5 protein-coding genes are annotated in these 6,425 nt (G+C 62.9%); 2 read left to right on the forward strand and 3 right to left on the reverse strand.

Annotated features, from left to right (window positions below; genetic code table 11):
* Positions 1–56 precede the first annotated feature (56 nt).
* Entirely contained in the window at positions 57–803 is a 747-nt protein-coding gene (locus RTX98_RS19400) for a phosphate/phosphite/phosphonate ABC transporter substrate-binding protein (protein WP_312798488.1), read from the forward strand.
* A 24-nt stretch (positions 804–827) separates the two neighbouring features.
* Positions 828–995: a hypothetical protein gene (locus tag RTX98_RS19405; protein ID WP_189502546.1), complete on the forward strand. Its 168-nt coding sequence runs from the start codon at positions 828–830 to the stop codon at positions 993–995.
* Positions 996–1,058: 63 nt separating this feature from the next.
* Here the strand turns inward: RTX98_RS19405 and RTX98_RS19410 are convergent, their stop codons facing one another.
* From RTX98_RS19410 to RTX98_RS19420, 3 genes are all read right to left on the reverse strand, one after another.
* Positions 1,059–3,662: an FAD-dependent oxidoreductase gene (locus tag RTX98_RS19410; RefSeq protein WP_312798489.1), complete on the reverse strand. Its 2,604-nt coding sequence runs from the start codon at positions 3,660–3,662 to the stop codon at positions 1,059–1,061.
* A 51-nt stretch (positions 3,663–3,713) separates the two neighbouring features.
* Positions 3,714–5,291, reverse strand: a complete 1,578-nt coding sequence (locus tag RTX98_RS19415; RefSeq protein ID WP_312798491.1) for a trimethylamine methyltransferase family protein — start codon at positions 5,289–5,291, stop codon at positions 3,714–3,716.
* Between the two features lie 149 nt (positions 5,292–5,440).
* Positions 5,441–6,425: SDR family oxidoreductase (locus tag RTX98_RS19420; protein ID WP_416223182.1), on the reverse strand; the 985-nt coding region annotated here is incomplete at its 5' end.

Consider the following 6,425-nt stretch of genomic DNA (forward strand, 5'->3'; position numbering starts at 1 on the left):
GAAAGAATAGTGGCTCCGCCATTGCAACAGCTCGGTGAAAGGCGGACAAGCCTCCCATGTCCTTGATCGCCGCCCTCCCGATGTATGACTGGCCTGAAGTTCACCACGAGGTGGACGCGCAATGGAAGGTGGTCCGTGACCTCCTTAGGCACGAGGGCATCGACGCCCCGGATGCGCTGACGCGCGATGTCGACCTCGCCACTCTTTGGCGCGACCCCAACCTGATCTTTGCCCAGACCTGCTGGGGACCGATGGAGTTGGGACTGAGCGAGCATGTGATTGTGCTTGGCCAATCCGATTATTCAGCCTTCGAGGGTGGTGCGGGGCCGCTCTACTCCAGCGCCTATCTGATGCGAAAGGGTGAGGGATCGCCAGTCCAGGCACCTTCCGGCAACGAAGCCATTGTGCCGCTTGACCTCCTGCGTGGCCGCCGCTTCATCTACAATTCGGAAGACTCGCTGTCGGGCTTCATCAGCCCCATGCGCGATCTTCAAGCTCGTGGCGAAAGCCGGGCACTCTTCTCGGAAACCATCGCCAGCGGGGCGCATCGTGAGTCCGGCCTGGCGATTGCGCGGGGCGAGGCGGATGTCTGCGCCTGCGATTGCCGAAGCTGGTCGCTGTTCCAACGCTTCGAGCCGGAAGCGGCTGCCAAGCTCCATCCTGTCGGCTGGACGGCCAAGCGCACAGGCCAGCCCTTCATCATGTCGTCGGCCTTGGCTCACTACGAAGCGACGGTGCGCGCGGCCATTGCGGAAGCCGGCATGTTCGCTGCGGAACTTCCCGGAGCTCCGCGGGTTGCCTAGGCAAGAACCCGCATGGAGATAGTCATGGACTTTTCATCCGTTTGGAGCCTGGCAACCGTGCTTGGCCCGCTCATTCTCATCATCGTCATTGCCTATGCCCTGATCCGCCGCCGCCGCCTGACGCCAACCGAGCGCGTTGCGCAGAAAGACGCAACCGAGCGCGGCTACAACGAACCTGAGCAGATGCACTGACCCCAACAAAAAAGGCGAGACCATCGGGCTCTCGCCTTTTCTTTGTGGAACGAAAGTGCTGCCTCAGCCGCGCATCTTTTCGCCGGTCGGATCGAACAGCGGCTCGACGTTGATGCGCGCCTTGCAGCGCTTGCCTAAGATCTCGACTTCGAACAGGCCTTCGCTTTCATCGTCCGCAAGTGCTGCCGGCACATAGCCCTGCGCCAAGGACTTTTCGACGTAGTGGGCATAGCCGCCCGACGTCACCCAGCCCACCACGCGCCAGTCACCATCCCGCAGGCCCAGCACCGCCGACGCATCGCCATCCGTTTCAGGCGAGGGCGACTTAACGGTGGCCTGAATGGCTGCACCCGTGCTGTCGAAGCGCGGCGCGCCGTAGCCGTGCGGCTTGTCGACCGTGCCGTAATCGGTGTCGCCGATCTTTGCCCAGATCGGCTCGTCGCCCATCACGTCGGCATCCACAGCATCGACGATCATCGATACCCTGCGCAGCTTCGGGCCGTCCGCGAACTCCTTGGCCGCGGCTTCCCGCCCGATGAAGTCATTCTTCTCCAGCTTGATGAAGCGATCCATGCCGCCCTCAAAAGGGCCGTAGATCGGGCGCAGCTCGCGATACCAGGTCGGGAAGTTCTTCTCCAAGCGCGTGGACAAGAGCGCGCGCATGCCGAAATCGACGATGCCGAACTCTTCGCCGGCCTGCTTAATCGCTGCATAAACCAGCCGCTCATAGGCCGGCTGCATCCAGATCTCGTAGCCGAGATCGCCGGTATAGGAGATGCGGTTGACCATGCAGGGCGCACCGCCCACCGCCATCTCGCGGAAGTCCATGAAGCGGAAGGCGCTTGATGAAACATCGACATCCGTGAGCTTCGCGAGCAGCGCCTGGCTGTTCGGTCCCGCGATCGCCAGGCCCACCAGCGTCTGGTCGAAGCGGTGAATGCTCACCGACCCGTCCTTCGGCAGCCGAGCCTCGAACCAGCGCATGTGGTACTTCTGCGCGGCAGCCGAGCCCCAGATCATGAAGCGCTCGCTGCCTGATTTCGTGCCCATATTGGCAATCGTGAAGTCGCCGATCAGCTTGCCGAACTCGTTCAGCATCGGGGTCAACACGATGCGGCCGGGCTTGGGCATGCGGTTCGTCATCAACCGGTCGAGGAAAGCGCGGGCGCCCGAACCGGACACTTCGTATTTCGCGAAGTTGGCGATCTCGGTGACGCCGACCCGTTCACGCGTCGCACGCACTTCGTTGCCGACATGGACGAAATCGTTGGAGCGGCGATAGGACACGTCGTCTTTCGGTTCGGTGCCTTCAGGCGCGAACCAAAGCGGTGTTTCGAGCCCCCAGCTGTCGCCCATGACCGCGTTCTGGCTGACCATCGTGTCATAGAGGGGCGTGGTTTGCGCGGGTCGCGCGGCAGGAAGTTCCTCGTTCGGGAAGCGGATCGAGAACCGCCGCGAGTAGTTTTCGCGCACCTTCGCATTCGTATAGCGCAGCGTCGCCCACTCGCCGAAGCGCGCGACATCCATGCCCCACACATCGAAACCGGGATCGCCGTTGACCATCCAGTTCGACAGCGCCAAACCGACGCCGCCACCCTGGCTAAAGCCCGCCATCACCGCGCAGGCGCACCAGAAGTTGGTCAAACCCTGCACCGGACCGACCAGCGGGTTGCCATCTGGCGCAAAGGTGAAGGGGCCGTTGATGATCTGCTTGATGCCGGCCTTTTCGATGCCCGGAAAATGGCGGAAGCCGACTTCCAGCGAGGGCGCGATACGGTCGATGTCAGGCTGCAGCAATTCATGGCCGAAGTCCCATGGCGTGTTGACCGGCGACCAGGGCTTGCAGGCCTTTTCATAGGTGCCGAGCAGGACGCCGTTGCGCTCCTGGCGGGTATAAATCTCGCCCTTGAAGTCCATCACGCCGATCATCTCGCGGCCGGTCGACTTGTTGAACTCCATCACCTCCGGAATGTCTTCGGTCAGGAGATACATGTGCTCCATGGCGAGAAGTGGCAGCTCGACGCCGACCATGCGGCCGACCTCGCGCGCCCACAGACCACCGCAGTTCACTACATGCTCGCAGCGCACGGTGCCGTTCACGGTCACCACGTTCCAGGTGCCGTCGGCATCCTGGGTCAACTCCGTTACGGGATTGCGCAGCACGATCTCTGCGCCGAGCTTCTGCGCGGCCTTGGCATAGGCATGCGTCGTGCCGGAGGGGTCGAGATGGCCTTCAACCGGGTCCCACATTGCGCCGACGAAGTTCTTCTCGTCCATCAGCGGGAACATCGCCTTTACTTCCGACGGCGTGATCAGCTCGGTGTCCATGCCAAGATATCGGCCCTTGGCGTGGGCAAGGCGCAGGAAGTCCATGCGCTCGGGGCTGTCGGCTACCATCGCGCCGCCGGTCAGATGCAAGCCGCAGGACTGGCCGGAAATCTCCTCCAGCTCCTTGTAGAGTTGCACGGTGTAGGCCTGGAGCTTGGCGACGTTCGGATCGCCGTTGAGCGTATGAAAGCCGCCGGCCGCATGCCAGGATGAGCCGGAGGTCAGCTCCGAGCGCTCGATCAGCATCACATCGGTCCAGCCGGCACGGGCCAGGTGGTAGAGCACCGAACAGCCAACGACGCCGCCGCCGATAACAACCGCTTTGACATGAGATTTCATGAATTTACGTCCGTGCGATCAGAGTTAGAGTCAGGTGGATGATGTTTCGATTCAGAAGTCGGTCGGCGCGCCGCCCTCGGCGCGGCGCTTGTCGACGAAGGCGTCGAGCTCCTCGCGAATTGCCGGGTCCATGACGGGCTGTTCGTAGGTCGCGAGACGCTCCTTGAACACGCGGTTTGCCTTCTCCAAAGCCGTCGGACTGCCGGCCTCGGACCAGCTTTCGAAGTTCCGCCAGTCCGACAAAACCGGCGAATAAAACGCGTTCTTGTAGCGTGACTGCGTGTGGGGCGTTCCGAAGAAGTGGCCGCCTGGGCCGACATCGCGGATCGCATCCACTGCCAGGGCATCCTCGGAAAGATCCAGCGGTGCCAGATACTCAGCCACCATCTGCAGCAGATCGACATCGAGAATGACCTTCTCGAAGGACGCGCGCAAACCGCCTTCGAGCCAGCCCGCCGCATGCATCATGAAATTGCCGCCGCCCTGGATCGCGCCCCATAGCGAGAACACGCTTTCATAGGCCGATTGCGCATCCACCGCGTTTGCCGCGCAGGTGTTCGAGGTGCGGTAGGGGATTTGATAGCGCCGCGCCAATTGCCCACCGACGATCTGCGCCTTCATATATTCCGGCGTGCCGAAAGCCGGCGCGCCCGACTTCATGTCGACATTGGAGGTGAAGCCGCCATAAGCGACCGGGGCACCCTTTTTCACCATCTGCGCAAAAGCGAGACCCGCCAGCGCTTCCGCATTCTGCTGCACCAGCGCGCCGGCGATCGTCACCGGCGCCATCGCGCCCGACAGTGTGAAGGGCGTCACCACCACGACCTGTCCAGCCGACGACATCTGGATGATGCCTTCCATCATCGGAATGTCGAGCTTCAGCGGCGAGTTGGTGTTGATGATGGTGAAGACCGACGGCTCACGCTCAAGCTGCTCGCGGCTGATGCCGCGCGCGATGCGCGTCAGCTCGATGCCGTCGACATTGCGCTCTTTGCCTAGGGAATAGATGTGGAAGACCTTGTCGGTGAGCGTCGCCAGATCGCGGATGCATTCGAGGTGGCGCACCGACGGGTGGATGTCGATCGGCTCCACGGGATAGCCGCCGGTCAGGTGGATAATGTTGTGCATCTGCGCCAGCCGCAGGAAGTTGCGGTAATCCTCCTGGTTGCCCGGCCGCCGCCCCCGATCATTGTCCGAACAGTTCGGCGCAGAGGCCACCATTGCGAAAACGATGTTGTTGCCGCCGAAGGTGACATTGTGCGCGGGATTGCGCGCATGCAGCGTGAACTCGGACGGCGCGTGGCTGACCAGTTCCAGGATCATGTCGGCATCAAACCGAACACGATCCGAGCCCGGCTGAACGTCTGCACCGTGCTCCTTCATGATTTGCTTGGCGCCTTCATGCAGCACATCGACGCCGATCTCCTTCAGCACGCGAAGGGAGGCGAGGTGGATCGATTCCAGCTCGTCGTCGGACACGATTGTTGTCGGCGTAAACGGGATCCGTAGCTGGCGGAAAGCCGGCTGTTCGAAGGCGCTCGCTCCGCCGATCCGCTTGCCGGCGCGCCCGCCACGCCGTGCACGATCGGAGGAGGGCGCGGGTTCGCCAGTTGCGGAGAGATCAGTCATGGACGGCCTCGGTCGTCAGGATTCGCGGGAACATCATGGCGATCCCGCTAGCCTGGCTGTGACAGGGCGACGACCAAAAGCGCGAGCAAAGCGACATGTGCTCTGCTCGCGCGGGAGGCATGGTGACCGAGTGCGTGAGTTGCCTGTGTTTACGGCTGTCCCGTGCCGCCATGCGCGCCAACGGCCGTGCCGGTGCTGAAGGTCGCTTCGCTTGAAGCAAGGGCGACATAGAGCGAAGCCAGTTCAGCCGGCTGGCCGGCGCGACCCAGCGAGGTATCCTGCCCAAACTCGCCCATCTTGCCTTCTAGCTGCCCACCGGCCACCTGCAGAGGCGTCCAGATCGGACCGGGCGACACGGCATTGACGCGGATGCCCTTCTTCGCAAGCTGCTTGGCCATGCCGCGCGTCAGGTTCTGGATTGCGGCCTTTGTGGAGGCATAATCGATCAGGTCTTCGCCGGGATCATACGAGTTCTGCGAGATCGTGTTGATGATCACCGAGCCGGCCGGCATTGAGGGAATGGCCGCCTTGCAGAAGCGGAACACGTGGAAGACGTTGGTCTCATAGGTCTGCACGAACTGTTCGTCGGAAATCTCCATGATGTCCGCTTTGGACTGCTGATAGGCGGCGTTGTTGACGAGGAGATCGAGCCCGCCGAGCTGCTCGATGGCGTCCCGCACCACCTTTTCGCACGCTTCACGCGTCCGGATGTCGGCGGGCAGGGCGACGGCCTTGCGGCCGGCATCGCGGATCAGCGCCACAACCTCTTGCGCATCCGCTTCCTCGTCGGGATGGTAGTTGATGGCGACATCGGCGCCTTCCCTGGCAAAGGCGATCACGGCCGCGCGGCCAATGCCGCTGTCGCCGCCAGTCACCAGGGCACGACGGCCCTCAAGCTTGCCCGATCCGCGATAGGTCTTTTCGCCATGATCAGGGCGCGGGCTCATGTCGCGTGCAAGGCCCGGCCAAGGCTGCTTCTGTTCCTTGAAGCGCTCGCGTGTGTAAGCGTCCCGCGGATCGCGCAAAGCGGGGATCGCGCGTTCTGCTGGCTGCGCGCCGGCGCCTTGCGCAGCCGCGGAACCTCCAGCCGCCGCAGTCGCAGCCAGACCCATGGCCGTAGTGCCGAGAACGCTT

The organism is Tianweitania sp., assembly GCF_032053605.1.
Taxonomy (GTDB): domain Bacteria; phylum Pseudomonadota; class Alphaproteobacteria; order Rhizobiales; family Rhizobiaceae; genus Tianweitania.

Excerpts from the sequence above, each read along its gene's own strand:
- RTX98_RS19400 (WP_312798488.1), top strand. The coding sequence starts at position 57 with ATGTCCTTGATCGCCGCCCTCCCGATGTATGACTGGCCTGAAGTTCAC.
- RTX98_RS19405 (WP_189502546.1), top strand. The coding sequence starts at position 828 with ATGGACTTTTCATCCGTTTGGAGCCTGGCAACCGTGCTTGGCCCGCTC.
- RTX98_RS19410 (WP_312798489.1), bottom strand. The coding sequence starts at position 3,662 with ATGAAATCTCATGTCAAAGCGGTTGTTATCGGCGGCGGCGTCGTTGGC.
- RTX98_RS19415 (WP_312798491.1), bottom strand. The coding sequence starts at position 5,291 with ATGACTGATCTCTCCGCAACTGGCGAACCCGCGCCCTCCTCCGATCGT.